This window comes from Streptococcus sp. K0074 (assembly GCF_048843365.1).
In the GTDB taxonomy this organism is placed as follows: domain Bacteria; phylum Bacillota; class Bacilli; order Lactobacillales; family Streptococcaceae; genus Streptococcus; species Streptococcus mitis_BM.
On the sequence record NZ_CP184836.1, the window covers coordinates 1551397 to 1572567 of the forward strand.

The 21171-nt window shown below is 41.6% G+C and carries 24 protein-coding genes and 1 other annotated feature; of the genes, 2 read left to right on the forward strand and 22 right to left on the reverse strand.

Annotated features, from left to right (window positions below; translation table 11 throughout):
- Window positions 1–6: 6 nt before the first annotated feature.
- The 3 genes from era to ybeY are packed head-to-tail and all read right to left on the reverse strand — an operon-like array spanning window position 7 to window position 1797.
- Window positions 7–906 (reverse strand): GTPase Era, encoded by a 900-nt coding sequence (gene era, locus ACN076_RS07610; protein ID WP_050208736.1) that lies wholly within the window; start codon window positions 904–906, stop codon window positions 7–9.
- A 17-nt stretch (window positions 907–923) separates the two neighbouring features.
- Window positions 924–1319 (reverse strand): diacylglycerol kinase family protein, encoded by a 396-nt coding sequence (locus ACN076_RS07615; RefSeq protein WP_000378165.1) that lies wholly within the window; start codon window positions 1317–1319, stop codon window positions 924–926.
- Complete coding sequence (gene ybeY / locus ACN076_RS07620; protein ID WP_020900286.1) at window positions 1300–1797, reverse strand: rRNA maturation RNase YbeY; 498 nt, start codon at window positions 1795–1797, stop codon at window positions 1300–1302. Before ybeY ends, ACN076_RS07615 begins: the two co-directional genes overlap by 20 nt.
- Before the next feature lie 104 nt (window positions 1798–1901).
- Between ybeY and pavA the strand changes: the two genes are divergently transcribed.
- The gene (gene pavA, locus ACN076_RS07625; protein WP_420789763.1) at window positions 1902–3557 is read left to right on the forward strand and encodes an Rqc2 family fibronectin-binding protein PavA; all 1656 of its coding nucleotides are present in this window, start codon (window positions 1902–1904) and stop codon (window positions 3555–3557) included.
- Between the two features lie 179 nt (window positions 3558–3736).
- Here the strand turns inward: pavA and ACN076_RS07630 are convergent, their stop codons facing one another.
- The 11 genes from ACN076_RS07630 to ACN076_RS07680 form a co-directional block, all read right to left on the reverse strand.
- A complete protein-coding gene (locus ACN076_RS07630) occupies window positions 3737–4723 on the reverse strand; it encodes a dihydroorotate dehydrogenase (protein WP_420789764.1) in 987 nt (328 codons plus the stop codon).
- Complete coding sequence (locus ACN076_RS07635) at window positions 4686–5486, reverse strand: dihydroorotate dehydrogenase electron transfer subunit (RefSeq protein ID WP_420789765.1); 801 nt, start codon at window positions 5484–5486, stop codon at window positions 4686–4688. The genes ACN076_RS07630 and ACN076_RS07635 overlap by 38 nt, the downstream gene beginning before the upstream one ends.
- Window positions 5487–5734: 248 nt before the next feature.
- Entirely contained in the window at window positions 5735–6115 is a 381-nt protein-coding gene (locus ACN076_RS07640; RefSeq protein WP_070842964.1) for a VOC family protein, read from the reverse strand.
- Window positions 6116–6173: 58 nt separating this feature from the next.
- On the reverse strand, window positions 6174–6533 hold the full coding sequence (rplT, locus tag ACN076_RS07645) for a 50S ribosomal protein L20 (protein WP_000124834.1): 360 nt from the start codon (window positions 6531–6533) through the stop codon (window positions 6174–6176).
- A 51-nt stretch (window positions 6534–6584) separates the two neighbouring features.
- Complete coding sequence (rpmI, locus tag ACN076_RS07650) at window positions 6585–6785, reverse strand: 50S ribosomal protein L35 (protein WP_001125943.1); 201 nt, start codon at window positions 6783–6785, stop codon at window positions 6585–6587.
- A 32-nt stretch (window positions 6786–6817) separates the two neighbouring features.
- Entirely contained in the window at window positions 6818–7348 is a 531-nt protein-coding gene (infC, locus tag ACN076_RS07655) for a translation initiation factor IF-3 (RefSeq protein WP_000848180.1), read from the reverse strand.
- 15 nt (window positions 7349–7363) lie between these two features.
- Window positions 7364–7495: a sequence feature (ribosomal protein L20 leader region), on the reverse strand.
- A 160-nt stretch (window positions 7496–7655) separates the two neighbouring features.
- Window positions 7656–8840, reverse strand: coding sequence for a hypothetical protein (locus ACN076_RS07660; protein WP_420789766.1), 1185 nt, complete (start codon window positions 8838–8840; stop codon window positions 7656–7658).
- Between the two features lie 3 nt (window positions 8841–8843).
- The gene (locus tag ACN076_RS07665; RefSeq protein WP_420789767.1) at window positions 8844–9431 is read right to left on the reverse strand and encodes an ATP-binding cassette domain-containing protein; all 588 of its coding nucleotides are present in this window, start codon (window positions 9429–9431) and stop codon (window positions 8844–8846) included.
- A 399-nt stretch (window positions 9432–9830) separates the two neighbouring features.
- Window positions 9831–12071, reverse strand: coding sequence for a DNA internalization-related competence protein ComEC/Rec2 (locus ACN076_RS07670; protein WP_420789768.1), 2241 nt, complete (start codon window positions 12069–12071; stop codon window positions 9831–9833).
- Window positions 12055–12705, reverse strand: a complete 651-nt coding sequence (locus tag ACN076_RS07675; RefSeq protein WP_420789769.1) for a helix-hairpin-helix domain-containing protein — start codon at window positions 12703–12705, stop codon at window positions 12055–12057. The genes ACN076_RS07670 and ACN076_RS07675 overlap by 17 nt, the downstream gene beginning before the upstream one ends.
- A 67-nt stretch (window positions 12706–12772) precedes the next feature.
- Entirely contained in the window at window positions 12773–13342 is a 570-nt protein-coding gene (locus ACN076_RS07680; protein ID WP_420789770.1) for a GNAT family N-acetyltransferase, read from the reverse strand.
- 170 nt (window positions 13343–13512) lie between these two features.
- Here ACN076_RS07680 and ald point away from each other — a divergent pair, with 170 nt between their 5' ends.
- On the forward strand, window positions 13513–14625 hold the full coding sequence (gene ald / locus ACN076_RS07685) for an alanine dehydrogenase (RefSeq protein WP_420789771.1): 1113 nt from the start codon (window positions 13513–13515) through the stop codon (window positions 14623–14625).
- A gap of 56 nt (window positions 14626–14681) precedes the next feature.
- On the opposite strand, the gene ACN076_RS07690 is transcribed toward ald, so the two are convergent.
- The 8 genes from ACN076_RS07690 to yabA all read right to left on the reverse strand — a co-directional run bounded on the left by ACN076_RS07690 (window position 14682) and on the right by yabA (window position 21150).
- Window positions 14682–15677 carry a PhoH family protein gene (locus tag ACN076_RS07690; protein ID WP_420789772.1) on the reverse strand — a complete coding sequence of 332 codons (996 nt, stop codon included), beginning with the start codon at window positions 15675–15677 and terminating at the stop codon, window positions 14682–14684.
- Window positions 15678–15761: 84 nt separating this feature from the next.
- Entirely contained in the window at window positions 15762–15977 is a 216-nt protein-coding gene (locus ACN076_RS07695) for a YozE family protein (protein WP_001232089.1), read from the reverse strand.
- A gap of 8 nt (window positions 15978–15985) precedes the next feature.
- Window positions 15986–16840, reverse strand: a complete 855-nt coding sequence (gene cvfB / locus ACN076_RS07700) for an RNA-binding virulence regulatory protein CvfB (protein WP_020900277.1) — start codon at window positions 16838–16840, stop codon at window positions 15986–15988.
- Window positions 16841–16899: 59 nt separating this feature from the next.
- Entirely contained in the window at window positions 16900–17457 is a 558-nt protein-coding gene (frr, locus tag ACN076_RS07705; RefSeq protein WP_001262225.1) for a ribosome recycling factor, read from the reverse strand.
- Window positions 17458–17465: 8 nt separating this feature from the next.
- The gene (pyrH, locus tag ACN076_RS07710; protein ID WP_000002996.1) at window positions 17466–18203 is read right to left on the reverse strand and encodes a UMP kinase; all 738 of its coding nucleotides are present in this window, start codon (window positions 18201–18203) and stop codon (window positions 17466–17468) included.
- Window positions 18204–18286: 83 nt separating this feature from the next.
- Window positions 18287–19621, reverse strand: a complete 1335-nt coding sequence (trmFO, locus tag ACN076_RS07715) for a methylenetetrahydrofolate--tRNA-(uracil(54)-C(5))-methyltransferase (FADH(2)-oxidizing) TrmFO (RefSeq protein WP_173226402.1) — start codon at window positions 19619–19621, stop codon at window positions 18287–18289.
- A 330-nt stretch (window positions 19622–19951) separates the two neighbouring features.
- Window positions 19952–20830 carry a 16S rRNA (cytidine(1402)-2'-O)-methyltransferase gene (gene rsmI / locus ACN076_RS07720; RefSeq protein WP_261443059.1) on the reverse strand — a complete coding sequence of 293 codons (879 nt, stop codon included), beginning with the start codon at window positions 20828–20830 and terminating at the stop codon, window positions 19952–19954.
- A gap of 2 nt (window positions 20831–20832) precedes the next feature.
- On the reverse strand, window positions 20833–21150 hold the full coding sequence (yabA, locus tag ACN076_RS07725; RefSeq protein ID WP_208912223.1) for a DNA replication initiation control protein YabA: 318 nt from the start codon (window positions 21148–21150) through the stop codon (window positions 20833–20835).
- Window positions 21151–21171: the final 21 nt, after the last annotated feature.

A 21171-nucleotide genomic window follows, 5' to 3' on the forward strand; every position in this document is an offset into this window, starting at 1 on the left:
CTCTACTTAATATTCTTTTTCATTATAGCCAAAGTCAGCCAAATCTAGCTTCTTATCTCGCCAGTTTTTCTTAACCTTGACCCATGTTTCTAGGAAGACCTTGTCTCCTAGCATAAGTTCGATATCACGACGGGCCATGCTACCGATTTTCTTAAGCATAGCACCACCTTTACCGATGATAATCCCTTTTTGGCTATCGCGCTCGACCATGATGGTTGCACGGATATGAACCTTGTCTGTCTCTTCATCTCGTTTCATAGAATCAACTACTACGGCAACTGAGTGAGGAATCTCTTCGCGAGTTAGGTGCAAAACTTTCTCGCGAACCATTTCCGAAACCAAGAAACGTTCTGGATGGTCTGTGATTTGGTCAGCTGGGAAATACTGGAATCCTTCATCCAGATTTTCACTCAAAATATCCACTAGACGAGAAACGTTATTTCCCTGAAGGGCTGATATGGGTACAATTTCCTTGAAGTCCATTTGATTACGGAAATCATCAATCTGAGACAAAAGCTGGTCTGGGTGAACCTTATCGATCTTATTCACAACCAAAATGACAGGAACTTTGGCAGCCTTGAGACGCTCGATGATCATGTCATCTCCCTTACCACGCGCTTCATCCGCAGGTACCATAAAAAGAACTGTATCCACTTCACGAAGAGTGCTGTAGGCAGATTCGACCATGAAATCTCCGAGAGCCGTTTTAGGCTTGTGAATCCCTGGCGTGTCGATAAAGACAATCTGCTCCTTATCGGTCGTGTAAATTCCCATGATTTTATTGCGCGTTGTCTGCGCCTTGTCACTCATAATGGCAATCTTTTGCCCCATGACATGATTTAAAAAGGTTGACTTCCCAACATTGGGACGTCCTAAAATGGCTACAAAGCCTGATTTAAATGTCATAATTTCCTCTTATCTTTTTAAAATATTAAATCCCAGATTCGTGGGAGAAAAATCAATGCGCCTGTTAAGGCCGCGAAAAGAGAGACCACTAATACCGCGCCAGCTGCCATATCCTTGGCATTTTTAGCCAGCATGGAAAAGTGATAGTGACTGGCCAAATCCACCACATTTTCGATAGCAGAGTTAATAATTTCAAAAGCTACTACCAAGAAAATGCTCAAAAGCAGAAATAACCATTCGATTCGTGACACCTGAAAAACAAAACCTGCAAGAATGACTACTAGAGCCGTCACTGCATGTTTTCGCATATTGCGTTCTTCCTTGATAGCAGTAAAAATTCCTGTGAGGGCAAATTCTAAACTGGATATCAGGTCACGATTTTTCCATTTTCGTTTATTGTCTTGTGAGTCCATAGGCTGTCAAAATTTCTTCTTGTAAACCGAACATCTCCGCTTCTTCTTCTGGAGTGTAGTGATCATAGCCATTGATATGTAAAAAGCCGTGTACTGCCAAGAAACCCATCTCACGCTCAAAGCTGTGACCATATTCCTCAGCCTGCTCATAAGCCTTATCGATAGAGATGAACAGTTCTCCAATATAGGCATCAAACTCAGACATCATCTCTGCCAATTCTGGATTTTCAAGCAAGTCCTCTTCGTCAAAGGCAATTTCCAACTCTGGCTTATATTCAAGGCTGATAACATCTGTCGGACGGTCTGTGTCACGGTACTCCAGATTGAGTTCATGACTACGTTCATTGGTCACAAAAGTGACTGCCATCTCCTTGTCTTCTTTTCCTAATTTTTGGGCTGCAAATTCCAAAATTTCTTGGGTTTGTTGCAACATTTCTTTTGAAACTTGACCAGTTTCATCTACCATTTCAATATACATGTGCTTCTCGTTTCTCTTTACTTGGCTTTATTATACCACATTTCCATGATTTTATTCTACCTTTTTGATATAATACTATGGAATACAATCACAAGGAGAGAACGATGTCATTTGACGGATTTTTTTTACACCACATGGTTGAGGAATTGCGAAGAGAATTAGTGAATGGTCGCATCCAGAAAATCAATCAACCTTTTGAACAAGAGTTGGTCTTGCAAATTCGCAGCAATCGCCAAAGCCATCGCCTGCTCCTTTCTGCCCATCCAGTTTTTGGACGCATTCAGCTGACCCAAACAACTTTTGAAAACCCAGCCCAGCCTTCTACCTTTATCATGGTTTTGAGAAAGTATTTGCAGGGGGCCCTGATTGAATCGATCGAGCAGATTGAAAATGACCGCATTGTGGAAATAACGGTTTCCAATAAAAACGAGATTGGGGACCATATTCAGGCTACTTTGATTATCGAAATCATGGGCAAACACAGTAATATTCTACTCGTTGATAAAAGTAGCCACAAAATCCTCGAAGTCATTAAACACGTCGGCTTTTCACAAAATAGCTACCGCACCTTGCTTCCTGGATCGACCTATATCGCTCCGCCAAGTACCGAATCTCTCAATCCGTTCACGGTCAAGGATGAAAAGCTCTTTGAAATCCTACAAACACAGGAAACGACAGCTAAAAACCTTCAAAGCCTCTTTCAAGGTCTGGGACGCGATACTGCAAATGAATTGGAAAACATTCTGATTACCGAAAAACTTTCCACTTTCCGAAACTTTTTCAATCAGGAAACCAAGCCATGCTTGACTGAGACTTCCTTCAGCTCAGTTCCTTTTGCAAATCAGGTGGGAGAACCTTTTACCAGTCTTTCTGATTTGTTGGACACCTACTATAAGGATAAGGCTGAGCGCGACCGCGTCAAACAGCAAGCCAATGAACTCATTCGTCGTGTTGAAAATGAACTTCAGAAAAACCGCCACAAACTCAAAAAACAGGAAAAAGAGTTACTGGCGACAGACAATGCTGAAGAATTTCGCCAAAAAGGGGAATTGCTGACAACCTTCCTCCACCAAGTGCCTAACGACCAAGACCAGGTTATCCTGGACAACTACTACACCAACCAACCTATCATGATTGCGCTTGATAAGGCTCTGACTCCCAACCAGAATGCCCAACGCTATTTTAAACGGTATCAGAAACTCAAAGAAGCTGTCAAATACTTGACTGATTTGATTGAGGAAACCAAGGCAACCATTCTCTATCTGGAAAGTGTAGAAACCGTCCTCAACCAAGCTGGACTGGAAGAAATCGCTGAAATCCGCGAAGAATTAATCCAAACAGGTTTTATTCGCAGAAGACAACGGGAGAAAATCCAGAAACGTAAAAAACCAGAACAGTATCTAGCAAGCGATGGCAAAACCATCATTTATGTCGGCCGCAATAACCTGCAAAATGAAGAGCTAACCTTTAAAATGGCCCGCAAGGAGGAACTTTGGTTCCATGCCAAGGACATCCCTGGAAGCCATGTTGTCATCTCAGGCAATCTTGACCCATCTGATGAAGTCAAGACAGACGCGGCAGAACTAGCCGCCTACTTCTCTCAAGGTCGCCTGTCAAATCTGGTTCAGGTAGATATGATTGAAGTCAAAAAACTCAACAAACCAACAGGTGGAAAACCCGGCTTTGTAACCTATACTGGACAAAAGACCCTCCGTGTCACACCAGACCCAGAAAAAATTGCATCCATGAAAAAATCCTGATTTTACTTGAAATCAGGATTTTTAACTTGTTTACTTACTAATCATTAAAAATTCTATAGTGAAATGAAATAAAATATGAACAAATAGATTGAGAAAATCAAATTAGTTTCTAACAATATTTTCGAAACAATAATACACTATTCCAGCTTCACTTTCCTATAAAACAGATTAATTGCAGTTTATCTCAGAGACTCTTTTACTTCCTTGCGGAGATTTTCTAGACTACTAATACCGTATTTATCCATGACTTTTGGTAAATTTTCGATGATATCAGGGCAGGCATAAGGATTGGTAAAGTTGGCTGTTCCAACTCCGATGGCAGATGCCCCAGCCAGATACATTTCTAGCGCAGCTTCAGCCGAATCCACTCCCCCCATTCCAATGATAGGTAGGTCTGTTGTTTGGGCTACTTGGCGGATGAGTTTGAGGGCTACTGGAAAGACTGCTGGACCAGACATTCCACCTGTTCCATTGGCCAAGATTGGTTTTCTGGTTTTGAGGTCAAAACGCATTCCAACCAGAGTATTAATCATAGTCAAGCCACTTGCTCCTGCATCCTCTGCTGCCTTTGCGACAGTAACGATATCCGTCACACTAGGGGTCAGTTTGACATAAACTGGCACATCTGAGGCTTCGACAGCTGCTTTCACCACATCATAGGCTAAATCTGGATCTTGACCAATCAAGAGTCCATGATTACAGTGATCTACATTGGGGCAAGAAATATTGAGCTCAATAGCCTTTACATTGGCTGCCTTAGAAATACCATGAGAAACAGCCGCATATTCTTGTTTTGAAAAACCAGCTACATTGGCAATGATGGGAAGATTTGGATATTCTCTTTCCAACCAAGGTAACTTTTCAGCCAAAACAACTTCCAAACCCGGATTTTGCAAGCCAATTGCATTGATCATACCAGCAGGTGTCTCTGCCACCCTTGGAGTTGGATTGCCAAAGCGTGGTTCAAGGGTTGTCGCCTTGATCATAATAGAACCTAAAAGGTCTAAATCATAGTACTTGGCATACTCTTGACCAAAACCAAAACAGCCTGATGCTGGAATAATGGGATTTTTCAAATCCAAGCCTGGTAGAGAAACTTGTAAACGATTTGTAGTCATAATTTTCTCCTTATAATACAACTGTTCCTGTGCGGAAAACAGGGCCATCTTCACAGACGCGTTGGCTGACCGTCTCGCTTTCTGGCACTTTTAGGACGCAGGCATAGCAAGCCCCCATCCCACAAGCCATACGAGATTCCAGAGATAGATAGGCTCTTGGGTGGTCATAAAAGGTTTGATTAATATACTTCATCATTCCAGGCGCCCCACATGAGTAAACAGCATCAAATTGATTGTCTAAATCCTTAATGACAACGGAAACATTTCCCTTGATACCATAAGAGCCATCATCTGTCGTTACAAAGACTTGACCATATTGAGCTAATTCTTTTTCAAGGATAACAGCATCCTTATTAGCAAAACCGAGAACTGTCACTACTTTCACACCACGCGTATGCAATTCCTTGGCCACCTCAAGCAAGGGCGGAACACCAATTCCACCACCAACGAGGAGAACCTGGCTCTGCTCATCTAGGTCAGACAAGTCAAAACCATTTCCCTGAGGACCCATCACATCAAGAGTATCTCCCTGACTTAAGGTTGAGAAAATAGCTGTCCCAGCCCCTTCAATCCGATAAATGAGATGACACTGCTTATTAGCCTTATCAATAGACGAAATTGAAATAGGACGGCGCAAGAGATGGGCATCATCAGGCACACGAAGATGAAGAAATTGGCCTGCTCGCATAGCTTCAACCATTTTCCCTTCTAGGACTAATTCAAAGATTGCTGGCGCGATTTCCTCCTGTGCAACCACCTTCATGGTTTCCAAACGAATTGCACCCAAACGTTTCTTACATGTGGGATTCATGACTTTTCCTCCTTAAATTTTAAGGGGACCAGACAAAGAAAAGACCTTGCGATTGCAAGGCCTCAGTTAAAATCGTACAACAGAAGAGAGCACACTCAAAAAGTCTCCTCTAGAAAATTGCACTATTCTTTTATCTGACACCTTGTGAGTCTCTCTGGACTCCCCTTAAAGGTTAAATTTTTACTAGTATACTCTTTCAGCTAAAAAAAGTCAAGTAGAAAACGAACATTCTACTTGACTTCACGAGATTATTTTTCACGAATGACTTCAACCTTGTAGCCATCAGGGTCTTTGACAAAGTAATAGTTAGGTGCAGTTCCTGGTAGACCATTTGGCTCAGTCACTTCATAGCCTTTTGCACTGTGCTCTTGATGAAGAGCTTCAAGATCAGGTGTACTGAGGGCGATATGGGCAAATCCATCACCAACCACATACGGACCGTGATCGTAGTTATAAGTCAACTCCAACTCATAGTCATCACCCTCAAGACCTAGATAGACAATCGTGAAGGCATGGTCTGGAAAATCTCTGCGGCGCAATTCTTTAAATCCAAAAGCATCTTGATAAAATGCAATTGATTTTTCAAGATTTTCTACTCGCAAGCAAGTGTGTAGCATTTTTGAAGGCATATTTTTCTCCTTTATTTTTAAAAAGACTGGGACAATCCTGTTCCAGTCTTATCAGTTATTATTTACCAAGTTTTGCTTTAGCTGCATCTGCAAGAGCTGTGAAAGCTGCTGCATCGTTAACAGCCAAGTCAGCAAGCATTTTACGGTTAACTTCGATCTCAGCCAATTTCAAACCATGCATCAATTGTGAGTATGAAAGTCCGTTCATACGAGCTGCCGCGTTGATACGAGTGATCCACAATTTGCGGAAGTCACGTTTTTTCTGACGACGGTCACGGTATGCATAGTAGTAAGAGTTCATTACTTGTTCTTTTGCAGTACGGAACAAGATGTGTTTAGCTCCATAGTAACCTTTTGCTAATTTAAGAATACGTTTACGACGTTTGCGTGATACAACGCCACCTTTAACACGTGCCATGTTTTATTTCCTCCAAATATTTCCTAGAATTGTTTACTTACAGTCAAGCTATTATTTCAAGCGAGTAAGCATTGCTTTGATACGTTTGTAATCTCCTGAATGCACCATAGATGCTTTACGAAGATGACGACGTTGTTTCTTAGTTTTTCCGTGGAAACGGTGAGAAGTGTAAGCACGGAAACGTTTAAGTCCACCAGAACCTGTACGTTTGAAACGTTTAGCTGATGCGCGGTGTGTTTTTTGTTTTGGCATGATTTTTTCTCCTTTATTTAACTTTCTGACAATTATTTTTTGTCAGTCGCTGGCGCCAATTGCATGAACATTTGACGTCCATCCATTTTAGCACGTTGTTCGATGATGGCAATATCTTGAGTTGCTTCAGCAAACTCGGCTAAAACTTTTGCACCAATCTCTTTATGGGTAATCATACGACCCTTAAAGCGAATAGATACCTTAACTTTATTTCCTTTTTCAAGGAATTTGCGTGCATTGCGAAGTTTTGTATCAAAGTCACCCTTGTCAATAGTTGGACTTAGACGAACTTCTTTCACAGTAACAACACTTTGTTTTTTACGTTGTTCTTTTTGCTTCTTCTGGTACTCAAATTTGAACTTACCGTAGTCCATAATTTTTGCAACAGGTGGTTTGGCTTGTGGTTGAATCAATACTAGGTCAACATTAGCGTTATCAGCCAAAGCTTGCGCTTCACTGAGTGGCTTGATGCCTAACTGTTCTCCCTCAAGACCGATCAAGCGAACTTCACGTACACGAATCTCATCATTGATGAATAAGTCTTGCTTTGCTATGGTTTTCACCTCTTTTGTTTTATTAGAGAAAAACAATAGCGGACTCGTAAATATACAAGCCCGCACGTTATGATAGCGTTTCTTAGAAACTTTTCATCCGTAGGGCCAGGCAACTTAATGTCACAAGGCGAGAAGCTCTCACTTCTGCTTTTCTCAACTTTTATATGATACCAAGTTTTCTAGCTCTTGTCAAGGTAAAAAGTTATTTTTTTTAAAAGTTTGTGTTTGTATTTTGGCTTGGTTTTCGAATCAAAAAGAGAGAATCAAGTTGATTCCCTCTCTATGTTAGTTTTTACTTATTTTCCCTATAGGAAAGCTAAGATCTATTAAAAAATTCCTTTTTACGTGAACTTCCCCATCTTTCGATAAATAGAATCCCCACTAACAAAAGGATGATCAGGCAAGGAAGTAAAATCATCCCCATGCTCCAATTCAGATTGACATTATCAATTTGCTTAGGTAATCTTCCAGACAAAATCTCCACTGAACGCAAGTAAGTAAAGGGAATCAGATGTGCAATCCTCTGAAGAGGCTGAATGGTTTGGATACCAAACAATAAGCCAACTATCCCAATTAAGGAAATAAAGAGGACAGGCATTTTTTGCTTGAAATAGTATGCAATCAAGTAGACGACTTCCACAATAACGATAAAAGCTAAGAAAACTAAGAGCAAGCTAGGAAATAACACATCCTGTATTTTCCCAATAGTTACCTCTTGATTGGTTAAGCTATAGATTGGATAGGGATAATCTAACTGTCCAAAACCACTTATCAGACTTCCCACTAGAAAAGAAAATCCGCTGATTCCGATAAACAGCACAGTTATATAACCCACTCCAACTCCAAGAGAAGACATTGCAAATGTCACTTTTGAAAAAGGATATAACTGAGCTGTATCCAGATGATTTTGATATCTTTCTGCAAATAGTTGCGTTAGCATAAAAATAATAGCAACCACAAACAAGCTTGGGATGATAGCCTCTAAAATCCAGACAATCTGATCAATCCCGTAGGTCGGATAAACTAAATTGTGCGCTTTTATGTTCAAGGGATATAGGGCTTGGTAAGTCTTTCGTTCGCGGTCAACCGCCATTTTTAAGTCAGAACTAGCAGTCGGTTCCTTTGATAAAATTTCATAACTCTTCTCTACATCTTGCCACTGCAAATAGTAGGATTCTTTCCAGCGCCCTTCTTTTAATAAAGTCAGAATTTCTGTCTTTTGAGTCAAATGATTTTTTTGCGAGTCTAAATTTTCTTTAGCAAACTGGTATTCCTCCGAGCTGGTGTCAGATATTTGGGAGAGTTTCTCTTCATATTCATTGATGACTCTCTCATTTTTTACAAGATGGGTTTCCAACTCGCTCTCCAAGCTGACGGAGTTTGCAGTCTGACTATTAAAATAAAAGGTAACACCGAGTCCAGATACAAATAAAGCTAAGATAATCCAGTTTAAGCGACTTTTGAAAACTTTTTTTAATAAAAATAGACTAACTTCTTTCATAAACTAAACCTCTTCTATTTGCCCCTGATGAATGGTTACTACTCTATCGCAGACATCAAGCAACTCTTCCTTATAGTGGGAACTTAAAAGAACCAGCTGTTCTTGTCTATCGATTTGTGCTAGCCTATCAAAAAACTTCTGTCGATAATACTCATCTAAGCCATTTGTAATCTCATCCATAAGCCAGCATTTGGCCTGACTGAGGAAATACATGGCAATCACCAAGCGTTGCTTCATGCCTAAGGAATACTTGCGAATGGGAAGTCTGACATAGTCCGACATTTCCCAGTAATCAATTTCATCCCTCAAGTTTAGGTCTGACTTCCAGATGTTTTTTATGAGGCGAAGATAGTCCATCCCACTTAAATTTTCATCCAGCCATTCAATACTCTCATAATAAAACAAAGAAGGAGGGGCTACGATATTTCCACTAGTTATAGGAATTAAATTGCTAATGGCACGGAACAGTGTCGTCTTTCCAGAGCCATTTATAGCAAGAATACCATAAATCCTACCCTTTTCAAATGTAAAATCAACATCTTGTAAGATGACTTGTCGCGTTTTTAAGGTCACATGAGTAAGCTCCAACATATCTAGCCCTCCTTTTTCTCACTCTTTAAGAATTAATAGCCTCCGCTGTAGTAGTTTAGTACCTCATAACGATCATAATTTCAGCCAGAACCAACTTTATACTCAGAATAGCTATCATAACGATACCATGATGGAATCCGAGCATATTGATGGCCGTGATAGTTGGTACTATATTCCCAAACCGTATTCCAATCATACCTATAACTTTTAGTCACTGTCACAGCAGATACACTGGACTGAAAAAGACCAATAGATCATAAACTAGCTAATTAAACGGTTTTTACTAATTTTTAATAGTTTTATATCATTAAAATTGAATACGCTTTCATTATATCGTTTTTATCATTATTATGCAACAGATTTTTAGTTTATTTTACTAATATATAATATTTGTCCTTCCTATCGAACACTTTCGATTTTCCAACTATTCCACCCCTTAAAGCGTATAGCCCCTTGCTGGTCAGTTCGGTAAACTTTGCTATTGATCGTTTCCAGTCGGGTCAGGGTTTCCTGATGGGGGAGTTTCGTTCGATTGTTCTTTCCAACTGAGATGAGAGTGATCTCTGGTTTGAGCTGTTCTAGAAAAGCTGAACTTGATGATTTTTTAGAGCCATGTTGGCTAGCTTTCAAAACATCCACCTCTAAGTCAGGATATTGCTTCAGCAAGTCCTTCTCTCCTTTCTCCTCCAAATTTCCTGTGAAAAGAAAATTTTTATCCAAGAGTTTTCCATACAAAACCAGGGAATCTTCATGATCTCCATCTCCTATTTTCCTTGGAGATAGGACTTCTAACTGACTTCCAAAAATTGGCAAGTTCTCTCCCACTGACACACTACGCACCTTGGTTTGAGTCGCCTGTAGTTCTGCCACAAATTCCTTCTGTTTCAGACTGCCTTTTGACACTAAAATTTCCCCTACATGGAAAGCCTTGGTCACCTCCAACAAATCTCCAACATGTTCCTTGTCCGTATTGGTCAAAATTAGCTGGTCAATCTTGGCCACTCCACGACTTTTGAGGTAGGGAATCAAGGTTCGCTGGGCATTGCTAGTCGTTACCTTTTCTTGCCATTTTTCAATTTTCTTATCAGATTCTGCCTTGCCACCGACATCTATGAGAATGGTTTTACCGGTTACATCCCTTAGGAAAATACTTTCGCCTTGTCCCACGTCCAGCATGGTAATTTCATTTTCCAGTGGATGCTTGGTCAATAAAAAGAGACCTGTAATCAATAAGCTCAACACTGCTAGCTTTTTAACATTTTTCCTCAAATCATAGATCAAAGCCAAGGAAATTAACAATAAAATTAAAAGCCATGCATTAGGTTGTCCAAAGACAAGCGGTCTGCTTGCCAGCTGCGATACCAAGCGAATAGTCCCCTCCAACCACTCAAAGATAAAGTTCAGCTGAATGACTGGATAGAGAAATGAAAAGGCAAATAAAATAGACAGGAGCGGTAAGAAGACTAAGTCAAATAGAAAGGAAAAGACAAAGGTCAAAAGGATAGACCAAGGCTGAAATTCTGCAAAATAGAAGGACAGAATGGGCAATATGCCCAAGGATATGACTAGACTTTCTCTAGCAACAGCCTTGAGCCCCTCCTCTTCTTTGCTGGTCATGGTCAAGATAAAAGCATAAGCGCAGGACAAGACTCCTCCTGCTGTCAAGAAAAAGTTAGGCATGATAATAAAGAGGACAAGAACCGTCAAGGCAAAATTATCCAAGCCCTTAACACCATGTTGAGCCAGTAATTTTTGCAAGAGACTGCGAATGACCGAAGCTGAAAATCCTGTCATACCAGCATAGAGAAGGGAAAAGGGATAGGTCAGCCATTTCAACTTTTCTTGGGTCAAGCCTGATCGCAAGAATAGTTTCTTAAATCCATCCATGAAAAAACCTACCTGCATGCCCGACAAGGCAAAGAGGTGGATAATTCCTAGACTAGAATAAAGTTCATTCATCTCCTCAAAGTCAGTGTCCAGATGCCCTAGCAAAAGCCCTGTCATGTAATTGCGCATAGGGTCTGGAAAATGTGTCTTAATCCAAACTACAGCCTTTCGACGTAAGCTGGACAGGTTTTCACCTATATCCCAACTGCTAACCTTTTGAAGTGACTGGATTTTTTTGATATTGAGAGTCTGGTAAATTCCCTGAGTCTTCAGATAGGCTTGGTAGTCAAAGCCACCAAAATTTCTCTGCCCCTCTGGTTCTGAAAGTTTTCCTTCTAGTCCTATCTCATGAAGGTCGGTTAAAGCTTGAAAGGTTTCTTTCTCCTCCTCGGACTGGAATTTATAATAGACTTGAAAAATGCGTCCATCAGCCTTGCCACGAAAGGATAGACTGTCACCATTGACCTTAATAGTGTCGGGCAAAATCCGTACCCTTTCAACAGAATCCGCTAGGTTTTGACTAGCTTGACTCTGTTGCCAATTTTGAAACAGAAACCAGAAGCCAAAGATTCCGCAAATTATTAGAACTTTACTAGCAGATTTCCAAGCAAATTGGAAAAAAAGACAGATTAGCAGAAAAACGAAACCCAACAAAGCAAGATAGGATGCTGAGAAAATAGCGTAGTAAAGCCAGAGCAATAGAAAACTCAGGTAAATTAGGGGAATAGGGAGGTTCTTAATCCACTGTAACATAGTCTTTTAGCTTTTCTATCGTTTTAGCACCAATGCCAGAGACCTTCTTAAGTTCATCAACCGACTTGAATTTGCCATTCGTCTCACGATGATCGATAATGTCCTGAGCTCGTTTGCCACCTAATCCTTTGACCTGTTTAAGCTCTTCCAGACTGGCCTTGTTGAGATTGACCTTCTTTTCCTTGCTTGTTGAAGAAGCTGTCCCCGAAGTAGTCTGTTGACTAGCCACTTCTTCCCCCTTAGTGGGAACATAAACCAGAGCTTCATCACTAACTTTCTGAGCTAGATTAAGCGATTTGCTGTCTGCTTGATCTGTCAAGCCACCAGCCTTCTGAACAGCATCATTGACCCGACTACCCACCGGCAAATCATAAATTCCAGGTGCTTTAACAGCACCTTTGACATCTACTGTGATTAGATCTTGTTCAACCGGTTCTTCCTTATCTTCCTTCTTTACTTCCTTTTCGGATACCGAATCCTTGGAAACAGCTACAACTTCAGCCTGCAAATTCGTTTCTTTGACAGGTATGTGTGAAGCTGGCTTTAGCAGGAAAAATCCTCCTACAAGTAAGCCCAGACCAGTACAGATGACAATGATTTTATACTCTTTGATTTTCTCGATAATTGCTTCCATATTTTCTCCTCTCTTAGATTATTCGTAAGAGGAAGAAAAAACAGTCGAAAAATTTCTTTTCAACTGCTTATTTATTTGCAAAATAGTCTTCCTTGGTTAAGACATAATGAACTCTTGTAACGATTCGTCCTTTTTCATGCTGGTCCATACAAGCATAAGGTTCTTCGTAAGAAAAATGCATTCCTGATTTCTCCATGACCTTGCCAGATGCGGGATTATCCTTATCGTGAAGGGCGGTCAACTTGTTCATTCCAATCTTCTCAAAAGCCAGCTCAATCACTGCACGATTGGCTTCTGTCGTCAATCCTTGATTCCAATACTTTTTATTGATAATGTAGCCAATAGCTGCCTTCTTAAGAACAGGATCAATCTTGTGTAAGTCAATGGTTCCAATAAACTGACCATTGCTTTTTAGTTCTATTCCCCAGCGTCCTAAGGGATTGGCCAAGTAGAACTGAGCAATATTATTTTGAGTTTCTTCCAAGCTTTGATTGGTTGGAAAAGTGTAACGTGTATTATCCTTGTCCGAGGCATAGGCAAACATTGCTTCCGCATCATCCAAAGTTACAGGTCTAAGCAATAAACGCTCAGTCTCCATTATTGGATACTGGGATAGTTTTAAAAAGATTGATTCCATACTTCTCCTCCATTTAAAAATATTTTCTACCAGTCTAGCATAAAAAATAAATTACAACAAATTTTTCTTGCTTTTTAAAGCGGTTTCATATAGAATAAAATCATCACCTTATTTTATAGATAATGTGATAAATCATTTACAACCCGTCAATAGAAAGGGAGTTTTTCTCTATGTTAATCGGAATTCCAAAAGAAATTAAGAATAATGAAAACCGTGTTGCCCTAACACCTGCTGGTGTCCACAGCTTAGTCGGCCGTGGTCATCGCGTCCTTATCGAAACAAATGCTGGTCTCGGTTCTGGCTTTACTGATACTGACTATCAAAAGCAAGGAGCTGAAATTGTCGCTACTGCTGATGAAGCCTGGGCAGCTGAATTGGTCGTGAAAGTAAAAGAACCACTAGCTTCTGAATATAGTTACTTACGTGACGACCTGCTTCTCTTCACCTACTTGCACATGGCCGCTGCTCCAGAATTAGCAGATGCTATGTTGGAAGCAAAAACAACAGGGATTGCCTATGAAACTGTCCGTGATTCCCAAGGTCAATTACCACTCCTCGTCCCTATGAGTGAGGTTGCAGGCCGTATGGCAGTCCAAATCGGGGCTCATTTCCTAACTAAGCAGGCAGGAGGTTCTGGTGTCTTACTGGGTGGTGTGCCGGGTGTACCTAAAGGAAAAGTAACCATCATCGGTGGCGGTGTCGTAGGGACCCATGCTGCCCGCATCGCTTTAGGATTGGGAGCGCAAGTAACCATCCTTGATATCAGTGCTAAACGTCTCTCCGTTTTAGAGGAGGTCTTTGGTCACCAAATTCAAACTCTCATGTCCAATTCATTTAACATCGAAGCCAGTGTGAGAGATGCGGATGTTGTTATTGGGGCGGTTCTCATCCCTGGTGCCAAAGCTCCGAAACTGGTGACGGATGAGATGGTCAAGCAAATGCGTCCAGGATCTGTCATCGTTGACGTTGCTGTTGACCAAGGTGGCGTTATCGAGACAGCTGACCGTGTGACAACCCACGATGAGCCTGTCTATGAAAAACACGGTGTGCTCCACTATGCCGTTGCCAATATCCCTGGTGCGGTTGCTCGTACTTCAACCATTGCCCTAACTAATGTCACTCTTCCTTATATCGAAGCTTTGGCTGGTAAAGGTTTTGTACAAGCAATCTCTGAGGATGAGGGCTTGCGCCAAGGTGTTACTACTTATCAAGGTTACTTAACCAGTCTTCCAGTAGCCCAAGGTCTCGATAAAAACCATACTCCAATTGATGAACTAATCTAAAAAATCTAATTATCAGATAAAAGAAAGAGCAATTCCACCTGAACTGCTCTTTTTTGCTATTCTGTTTCTTCTTGGACTTCTTCATGCTCTTCATTTTTAATCGGTGCTGGTTCATAAGCTCGGATAATCTGAGCGACAACTGGATGGCGAACCACATCCTTAGCTGAAAAATGAACAAAGTCAATCTGGTGAATGTTCTTGAGTTTTTCTTGGGCATCAATCAAACCGGACTTGACGTTACGCGGAAGGTCAATCTGACTGATATCTCCATTGACAATCATCTTAGAATTAAAGCCTAAACGCGTCAAGAACATCTTCATCTGCATGATGGTCGTATTTTGTGCCTCATCGAGAATAACAAAGGCATCATCCAAGGTTCGTCCACGCATATAGGCAAGGGGCGCAATCTCGATAATTTCACGCTCCATGAGACGAGTTGTTTGGTCTTTCCCCAAAATCTGATACAAGGCATCATAAACAGGTCGAAGGTAAGGATCTACCTTCTCTTTAAGATCACCCGGAAGAAAACCTAGACTCTCGCCAGCTTCCACTGCTGGACGAGTTAGGATAATCCGCTTGACTTGCCCACGTTTAAGGGCAGTCACTGCCAAGGTCACTGCAAGAAAGGTCTTCCCTGTCCCTGCAGGCCCAATTCCAAAGGTCACATCATGTTGCTTGACACTGTCCACATAAAGTTTTTGACCCAGTGTTTTGACACGGATAGGCTTCCCTGTATTGTCCTTGATAATTTCTTCTTCGTAAAGGGCGACAAACTTGTCGATTTCATCATTTTTGACCATGCTAATCGCAGTGACCACATCTGGTGTACCAACGGTCATCCCCCGATTGACCAAGACCATGAGGGCTTGAATAACCTGACGAGCTTCCTCACAAGCAGTCTCCTCTCCCAAAACCTGAACAATCTCCGTACGGGCATGAATCACCACATCCAGCTCTTCTTCCATCAAACGAAGATGGCGTTCATTGGAACCAAAAAGATGAAACAGGTCATCTGGATGACTCAGTTGAATGTCAATTGAATGTTCCTTCAAATAAAGAACCTCTCTAATCCGTTTATTTCTTTTTATTATAGCAAAGGGATGGATAAATTACTAGCCCAAACCTAGTGAATCATTCTAGTGTTCTAAGTATTCTTGCCAGATAGCGTCAAAGTCTCCTAGATTGAAAGAGAAACTGGCATGTTCCTCTAAAAAGCGACTCACCTCATCAAAATCATCTGTATGTTTTGGGAAGGATGACTCTTCAAAAGCGAGGTCTGCCAAAATGGCTTTAGGACTATTACTTTTAGGATTGCGCTCAGTCATGAGCCAAGTGTAAAATGATTTTCTCATATACCACCCTAAATCAACTCTGTCCCAAACTGGTCTTGCTTGATTTTGCCAGCCTTCATCAAACCACCGAGTGCTTTCTTGAACTGACCTTTAGAAATACCAAAGGTAGCCTTGATGTCATCAGGAGATGATTTATCATTTAAGGTCATGAAACCGCCATTGCTTTCCAAATACGTCAAAATCATCTGAGCATCATTTTCCAACATTTCAAAGGAACGTGGTTTGAGAGAGAGGTTCAAGGTACGGTCCACTTCACGGAAACCAATGACACGCGCATCTAAGACTTGCCCCAAACGTGGTTCTGCATAACGCTCACTTGGGTGAATAAAACCAAGCATATTATTTTCTGGTAAGTAAACAAAAGTTCCTGACAGCTTGAGGCGGTACACAATGGCTGGCCAGTTTTGGTTCTGCATGTTGTTATAGGCAGGACGAGCCAGACGTTGGAAGTCTTCTTGATAAGCCAAGAGTCCCCAGATTCGGTCTTTCTTGTCTACTTCAAGACGGATGTAGAGTTGATCGCCCTTCTTAGGCCAGAGTTCCTTGAGCTCAGGAAGAATATCAAGTGACACTACGATTTCCTTGTCAGGAAGACCTGTATCCACAAAGACACCCAAGTCCTTACGAACTTCTGTGACACGGCCCCAACCAAATTGTTCTTGAGTGGCAGTGACTTCTAGAGTTGTCAAGCGGAGTTTTTGCTTCATATCTGTATAAGCAAAACCTTTGACCGTATCCCCTACTGTATGCTGACCTTCTTCCTTGGCAAGGGCATAAGTTTGGCCATCCTTTTGCACAAAGTATAAACGGTCATTTTCATCGATGATGAGTCCAACGATAAAACTTGCAAGATTTGTATTCATATTTCCTTCTTTCGAATAAAACTCAGCCAGCAATGCCAACTGAGTTTTTCTGTTTATTTTTAGACTTCCAAGAGTTCTTTTTCTTTGTTGGCAGTCATGTCGTCGATGTGTTTGACAGCATCGTCTGTTACTTTTTGAATATCTTTTTCAAGAGTCTTCAATTCATCTTCAGTGATTTCTTTTGCTTTTTCTTGTTTCTTGGCTTCATCCATAGCATCACGACGGATATTGCGGACAGCCACCTTAGCATTTTCACCGACCTTCTTCACTTCTTTAGCAAGGTCACGACGAGTTTCTTCTGTAAGAGCAGGGATAACCAAGCGAATCACAGAACCATCATTAGCTGGTGTAATACCAAGATCAGAAGCGTTCAAGGCACGTTCGATATCTTTCAATGAAGACTTGTCAAATGGTGTTACCAACAAAACACGCGCTTCTGGAATGGTAATTGAAGCGATTTGATTAAGGGGAGTTTCTACTCCATAGTATTCTACATGTACACGGTCAAGCAAGCTTGCATTGGCACGACCAGCACGGATACCACCAAATTCACGAGCAAGTGATTGGTGAGACTGGGTCATTCTCTCTTTAGCCTTTTCAATAATTGCGTTAGCCATAATCTTTCTTATTCCTTTTCTTCGATATTGTTTGAAACTGTTGTTCCGATATTTTCACCAAATACGACACGTTTGATGTTTCCTGGTTGGTTCATGTTAAAGACAACCAAGTCAATGTCGTTGTCCATTGAGAGGGTTGAAGCTGTTGAGTCCATGATACGAAGACCTTTATTGATAACGTCACGGTGAGTCAATTCTTCAAACTTAACGGCTGTCTTGTCTTTCTTAGGATCGGCATTGTAAACACCGTCGACGCCATTTTTAGCCATAAGGATAGCATCTGCTTCGATTTCAGCTGCACGAAGGGCCGCTGTTGTATCTGTTGAGAAGTATGGTGAACCAATTCCCGCACCAAAGATAACAATGCGTCCTTTTTCAAGATGACGAAGGGCACGACCACGAACGTAAGGTTCTGCTACTTGTTGCATGGCAATAGCTGTTTGCACACGTGTATCAACCCCAACTTGTTGCAGTGAATCTGCCATCACAAGAGCATTCATAACAGTCCCAAGCATTCCTGTGTAATCTGCCTGAACGCGGTCCATTCCTGCTTCTGCAGCAGGTTCTCCACGCCAGAGATTTCCTCCACCAATAACAAGGGCAATTTCGATACCTAAGCTATGAACTTCTTGAATCTCTTTTGCGATTGTTTGAACTGTTTGGATATCAATCCCTACGCCACGTTCACCGGCAAGGGCTTCACCTGATAACTTGATTAAAATACGTTTATACTTGGGATTCGCCATTTTCACTCTCCTTTTTTTATCCTACCTATTTTATCACAATTTCTAAGATTTTTATAGTACCATGAGCAATTCTTTCAAAAAAATTAGACCGTTAAAAATTCCTCTAAGTCACTAAGGGCACGCTCTGCAATTTTTTCATAACGAGCCTTCTTATCACGGATACGTTCGCCTTCTAACTCCTTGATAATTCCAAAATTGACATTCATCGGTTGGAAATGTTTGCTGTCAGCATGGGTGATGTAATGAGCTAAGCTTCCAATCGCTGTCGTCTCTGGGAAAATAGCCTCGCTTTCTCCCTTGAAGAGACGAGCCGCGTTAATACCCGCAACTAAGCCTGACGCTGCTGATTCAACATAGCCTTCCACACCAGTCATCTGACCAGCAAAGAAGAGATTTGGTTGTTTCTTAGAACGATAGGTCTGTTCAAGAAGATTTGGTGAATCCATATAAGAATTGCGGTGCATGACACCATAACGAACAAACTCCGCATTTTCAAGACCTGGAATCATTTGGAAGACACGCTTTTGTTCTCCCCATTTAAGGTGGGTCTGGAAACCGACGATATTATAGAGGCTACCAGCTGCATTATCCTGACGAAGTTGCACAACCGCATAAGGTGTTTTAAATTCTCCATCACGAGGTCCTGTGTAGTCGTCCGGATACTCAAGACCGACTGGTTTCATAGGACCATAAAGCATAGTTTTAATGCCTCGTTTGGCCATGACTTCGATAGGCATGCATCCTTCAAAGTACTTTTCTTTTTCAAAAGAATTAAGCGGTGCTTCTTCAGCATTGACCAAGGCTTCATGGAAATCCATAAACTCTTGCTTGGTCATAGGGGCATTGAGGTAGGCCGCTTCTCCCTTGTCATAACGAGACTTGAGATAGACCTTGCTCATATCAATAGTATTGACGTCGATAATAGGCGCTGCCGCATCGTAGAAATAGAAACCATCACCGTCATTAAGGGCATGAATCTTTTCAGCCAAGGCATTGCTAGTCAAGGGACCAGTCGCCACAACTGTAATAACATCTGTCGGCAATTCTGTAATTTCATCACGAACCACTTCAATCAAGGGATGGTTGGCAACTTTTTCGGTCACCATTTGGGAGAAACCATCTCGGTCCACCGCAAGGGCACCGCCTGCAGGAACACGGGTTGCTTCAGCAGATTCCAAGATAACAGAACCCAAGCGACGCATTTCTTCCTTGAGGAGCCCGACAGCATTTGTCAAAGCATCCCCACGAAGGGAATTGGAACAAACCAACTCAGCAAAATTATCTGTTTTGTGCTGGGGTGTTGACTTGACACCACGCATTTCATAAAGTTTAACTGGAATACCACGTTCTGCGATTTGGTAGGCTGCTTCAGAACCTGCCAAACCAGCACCGATAACATTGATATAAGATTGAGACACGACACTAATACCTCTTTGGGAGTGTGAAGACAAGGTTCACATTGACAAAGCCAATCAAACTTAGGAGCTTTCGAGTTTCTTGGCTCAGGCTGAAAAAGTCCACAGGACTTTTTCACTCCCACAAATCTTTCTAATTTTTTCTTCTACTAGTATAACAAAAAAAGGGAAGAAGGCAAACTTCCCTGTTTATACTCAATGAAAATCAAAGAGCAAACTAGCCGCAGGTTGCTCAAAGCACTGCTTTGAGGTTGTGGATAGAACTGACGAAGTCAGTAACCACACCTACGGCAAGGCGACGTTGACGCGGTTTAAAGAGATTTTCGAAGAGTATTAGTCATTTTCTTGATTTTCTTCCCATTCGTGGTAGGCAGCATAAAGCTGGCTTTTATTCCACTGGTAAATCTTAGCGACTTCCTTGATAGCTTGGTTTTTCTTCATGCCTTGCTGGATACGGGCTTGGATTTCTGAAAATAAGTCCTCCTCATCCTTTTCTTCTACATCCTGACTGGCACCTTCAACGATGAGAAGGCATTCTCCCTTAAGTGGCGTTTCAGCGATACTTTCCAGCAATTCAGAAATGGTACCTCTTTGGTATTCTTCATAGATTTTGGTCAATTCCCTGACCAAAACGACCGAGCGGTCACCGTAGATTTCTAGCATATTTTCTAACGTATCTGACACACGATGGGGAGATTCATAGAAAATCTGAGTTTCAGGATAATCTTTTTTTGAGTCGAAAAATTGCTTTTGCTGGCCTGATTTTCTGGGTAAAAAGCCGTAAAAGATATGTGGCTGTGGCGCTAAACCACTGGCAATCAAGGCAGAAATTCCTGCAGAGGCACCTGGAACAGTCACAACCGCAATTTCTTCCTCAATGGCTGCCTTAACCAAATCATGACCAGGGTCTGAGATGCTAGGCAGACCCGCATCAGAAACCTGAGCAATACTTTGTCCTGCTTTCAGGAAACCAATCAAATCAGGAATCTTTTCCTTGGCATTGTGCTCATGAAAACTGATCTGCTTGGTAGAAATATCAAAATGCTTGAGCAAAAGACCTGTATTGCGCGTGTCCTCAGCAGCAATCCAGTCCACTTCTTTCAAGGTCTGAATAGCTCGAAAGGTCATATCATCTAGATTGCCAATCGGCGTTGCCACTAGATACAGCTTGCCATAGGGAGACTGCCCCTTAAAACTTTTTTGAATCTGCATGCCTACTCCCTGTATAACAACTCGTCACAGAACATACATTCCTCGTCCTGATCTCGACGTTGTCCATAAAAATCATTACAAACGTGAAATCCATCACGGTAAATGCGACGAACACTTTCGCGAACATGCTTGGCCTTGACGGGAGCGTCTGCTTCCACCTCCCCCAAGCGTTCGCGCAACTTACTATTTTCCAAGCGAAGAGCTGTATTTTCCTCTACCAGGCTCTTGAGATTTTTCTTGATGGCTTCCACATCGGCTAAGGTTACCAATAACTGTTGGGAAAAATCGTCCAGCGCGTCAAATAATTCTTTTTTGTCCATAAAACAGCCCTTTCCTTTCTT

Coding starts and splice junctions, on each gene's coding strand:
- era (WP_050208736.1), bottom strand. CDS start 906: ATGACATTTAAATCAGGCTTTGTAGCCATTTTAGGACGTCCCAATGTT.
- cvfB (WP_020900277.1), bottom strand. CDS start 16,840: ATGAATACAAATCTTGCAAGTTTTATCGTTGGACTCATCATCGATGAA.
- ACN076_RS07635 (WP_420789765.1), bottom strand. CDS start 5,486: ATGAATCCCACATGTAAGAAACGTTTGGGTGCAATTCGTTTGGAAACC.
- ACN076_RS07680 (WP_420789770.1), bottom strand. CDS start 13,342: ATGGAATCAATCTTTTTAAAACTATCCCAGTATCCAATAATGGAGACT.
- ACN076_RS07630 (WP_420789764.1), bottom strand. CDS start 4,723: ATGGCCCTGTTTTCCGCACAGGAACAGTTGTATTATAAGGAGAAAATT.
- rsmI (WP_261443059.1), bottom strand. CDS start 20,830: ATGCAGATTCAAAAAAGTTTTAAGGGGCAGTCTCCCTATGGCAAGCTG.
- yabA (WP_208912223.1), bottom strand. CDS start 21,150: ATGGACAAAAAAGAATTATTTGACGCGCTGGACGATTTTTCCCAACAG.
- ACN076_RS07675 (WP_420789769.1), bottom strand. CDS start 12,705: ATGGAAGCAATTATCGAGAAAATCAAAGAGTATAAAATCATTGTCATC.
- ACN076_RS07660 (WP_420789766.1), bottom strand. CDS start 8,840: ATGAAAGAAGTTAGTCTATTTTTATTAAAAAAAGTTTTCAAAAGTCGC.
- rplT (WP_000124834.1), bottom strand. CDS start 6,533: ATGGCACGTGTTAAAGGTGGCGTTGTATCACGCAAACGTCGTAAACGT.
- ACN076_RS07670 (WP_420789768.1), bottom strand. CDS start 12,071: ATGTTACAGTGGATTAAGAACCTCCCTATTCCCCTAATTTACCTGAGT.
- ald (WP_420789771.1), top strand. CDS start 13,513: ATGTTAATCGGAATTCCAAAAGAAATTAAGAATAATGAAAACCGTGTT.
- pyrH (WP_000002996.1), bottom strand. CDS start 18,203: ATGGCGAATCCCAAGTATAAACGTATTTTAATCAAGTTATCAGGTGAA.
- ACN076_RS07615 (WP_000378165.1), bottom strand. CDS start 1,319: ATGGACTCACAAGACAATAAACGAAAATGGAAAAATCGTGACCTGATA.
- ACN076_RS07665 (WP_420789767.1), bottom strand. CDS start 9,431: ATGTTGGAGCTTACTCATGTGACCTTAAAAACGCGACAAGTCATCTTA.
- ACN076_RS07695 (WP_001232089.1), bottom strand. CDS start 15,977: ATGAGAAAATCATTTTACACTTGGCTCATGACTGAGCGCAATCCTAAA.
- pavA (WP_420789763.1), top strand. CDS start 1,902: ATGTCATTTGACGGATTTTTTTTACACCACATGGTTGAGGAATTGCGA.
- ACN076_RS07640 (WP_070842964.1), bottom strand. CDS start 6,115: ATGCCTTCAAAAATGCTACACACTTGCTTGCGAGTAGAAAATCTTGAA.
- ybeY (WP_020900286.1), bottom strand. CDS start 1,797: ATGTATATTGAAATGGTAGATGAAACTGGTCAAGTTTCAAAAGAAATG.
- frr (WP_001262225.1), bottom strand. CDS start 17,457: ATGGCTAACGCAATTATTGAAAAGGCTAAAGAGAGAATGACCCAGTCT.
- rpmI (WP_001125943.1), bottom strand. CDS start 6,785: ATGCCAAAACAAAAAACACACCGCGCATCAGCTAAACGTTTCAAACGT.